Annotated in this window: 3 protein-coding genes; 1 reads left to right on the top strand and 2 read right to left on the bottom strand. The window is 70.8% G+C overall.

What is annotated here, in order from left to right; all coding sequences use genetic code 11:
* Positions 1-603: NAD-binding protein (locus tag G3N96_RS38385; protein ID WP_206140461.1), on the top strand; the 603-nt coding region annotated here is incomplete at its 5' end.
* Positions 604-725: 122 nt separating this feature from the next.
* Here G3N96_RS38385 and G3N96_RS38380 read toward each other — a convergent pair.
* Both G3N96_RS38380 and G3N96_RS38375 read right to left on the bottom strand, forming a co-directional pair.
* Positions 726-1,058, bottom strand: a complete 333-nt coding sequence (locus G3N96_RS38380; protein WP_124585779.1) for a hypothetical protein — start codon at positions 1,056-1,058, stop codon at positions 726-728.
* A gap of 256 nt (positions 1,059-1,314) precedes the next feature.
* Positions 1,315-2,502, bottom strand: a 1,188-nt coding sequence (locus G3N96_RS38375) for a cytochrome c (protein ID WP_206140460.1), incomplete at its 5' end; no start/stop codon positions are given.

The raw sequence follows: 2,502 nt of genomic DNA, 5'->3' as shown, positions 1-2,502 counted from the left end.
GGCCCGCCGACAGTCGGGCGGGCGCACGAGGCACCGCGGCAGCGCGGCTTCCCGCTCGCCGATGCACCCGTGTCGGGCGGCACCGGCGGCGCGCAGGCCGGCACGCTGACCTTCATGGTCGGCGCCGACGCCGCGCTGTTCGAGCGCATCCGCCCCGTGCTGCTCGACATGGGCAAGAACGTCGTGCAGTGCGGCGGCACGGGCACCGGTCAGATCGCGAAGATCTGCAACAACCTGCTGCTCGGGATCTCGATGATGGGCGTATCGGAAGCGATGGCGCTCGGCGCGGCGCTCGGGATCGATCCGGCCGTGCTGGCCGGCATCATCAATACGTCGACCGGCCGCTGCTGGAGCTCGGACGCGTACAACCCGTATCCGGGCGTGAGCGACACGGCGCCGGCCGCGCGCGGCTACGCGGGCGGGTTCGCGGCGAACCTGATGCTGAAGGATCTCGGGCTCGCGACCGAAGCGGCGCGCGGCGCCCACCAGCCGGTGTGGATGGGCGCGCTCGCGCAGCAGCTCTATCAGTCGATGAGCCAGCAGGGGCTCGGCACGCTCGACTTCTCCGCGTGCGTGAAGCTGTACGAGGCGCAGCCGGCGTAACTGCCGCCGCCCGCACCGGACGTGCGTCGACCCGCGATGTGCCTGGACGGCATCGCGGGTCGTTTTGCATGCGGGGGAAGGAAAACGTGCGGCAAAGACGGGCCGTCAACGCCGCCGGCCGCTCAACCGCGCGGGTTCGACGCCGTCTCGAAGGTCGGATGGCACTCGAACGCGAGTTCGGAGCGCGCGCCGACACGGCTGCCGCTGGTCAGCGATTCCTGCTTCATGCTCGCGCGCATGCCGCGCTGCGTGCAGTAATTGGTGGCTTCGTCCACGGCCTTCGTATGGGCATCGGCCCACGTCGTCGACACGCCGACCGTGCGCGTCGTCACGGTGAACACGTTCGGGTTCGACGTCGCGGTCACGTCGGAAGCGGTCGAACACGCGGCGAGCAAGCATACGGCAGCCGCGACGGTCAACCATCGCAAGGTTCGAAAGGAATCTGGAATGGACATGGGGGGCAGGCGCGCGCCGTTCGACGCGCATTGAGCAACATAGGCGACAGTATGCCTGCTCGATCGCCGGAGATCATGCCCCTTTCAGTGAACACATTGTTTCGAATGGTTAAACGATGAGGAAAATGGGGCAATATTTCCGCCCCTTTCCGGGCCAGATCGCGCCAGCGGGTAGTTTTGCCCGGTTGCCGGTTGCCCGCAACCCGCCTCCCGTCGCCCGTCGCTCCCCTCCCGCAGCCCGTTGCCTGGCGGCCGATCAGTGCGCCGCTGCCTGCCGGATCCTTGCCGACGCCTCCGCCAGGTTCCGCCACGCCGGCTGCCCCGGCGCGTAGCGTGCGCGGATATACGCGGCCAGCTCGGCCATCTGCCGGTCGTCGAACGCGTCGCCGAAGCCCGGCATGTAGCCGAGTCCGCCGGTGGCCGGCTGGTCGATCCCGTGATGCAGCACGCGCAGCAGGTTGTCCGGCGCGGCCTGGCTGACGCTCGTGTTGAGCCCCATCAACGGGCGTACGCCGAAATGTCCGACCCCGCCCGATTCCGCATGACAGACCGCACACGCGGCGTCGAACGCCCGGCGACCGTTCTCGAGGCCGAGCGTCGCAACGGCTTCCGCGCCGCGCGCCTGCCGGGCGGCCGCGTCGGCGGCGGCCGCTGCGTCGACGGGCGGCGACAGCGACGCGAGATAGTGCGCGATCGCCCGGACGTCGGCCTCCGGCAGCGACGCGAGCCCCGCGACGACGGGCGCCATCGGCCCGGCCGCGACGCCATGCTGCGCGGAGAAGCCCGTGCGCAGGTAGTCGAACAGCGCGCCTTCGGTCCACGGCACCGGCGAAGCCGGCGACGCGACGAGCGGCGGCGCGACCCAACCCTCGGCCTCACCGCCCGACAGGTACGCACCACCGCCCTTCTCCGCACCCAGCGCGTTGCGCGGCGTATGGCACGCGCCGCAGTGCCCGGCGCCGTCGACCAGATACTTGCCGCGATTCCACGTCGCGGAGCGTGCCGGGTCCGGCGCGAACGGCCGCGCATCGTGAAACAGCCAGTTCCAGCCGGCGACGACGCGCCGCTGGTCGAGCGGAAACGGCAGCTTCGTCTTTGGCGGCACGTGCTTCACCGCCGGCTGCGACATCAGGTACGCATAGAGCGCGAGCAGGTCGGGTTCGCTCAGCTTCGCGAACGCCGTGTACGGGAACGCCGGGTACAGGTGCGTGCCGTCGCGCGAGATGCCTTCGCGCATCGCGCGCGCGAACGCCGGATACGACCACGTGCCGATGCCGGTGTCCGGATCGGGCGTGAGGTTCGTCGTGTAGATCGTGCCGAACGGCGTATCGAGCGCGAGCCCGCCCGCGTTGGTCGCGCCGCCGGGCGCCGTGTGGCACACCGCGCAATCGCCGGCGAGGGCGACCAGGCGGCCGCGCTCGAGCGTCGCCGCGCTCCACATCGC

This window comes from Burkholderia sp. Se-20373 (assembly GCF_017104705.1).
Taxonomy (GTDB): domain Bacteria; phylum Pseudomonadota; class Gammaproteobacteria; order Burkholderiales; family Burkholderiaceae; genus Burkholderia.
The sequence above is the reverse complement of the archived record's forward strand: the minus strand, read 5'-3'. Positions and strand labels throughout refer to the sequence as shown.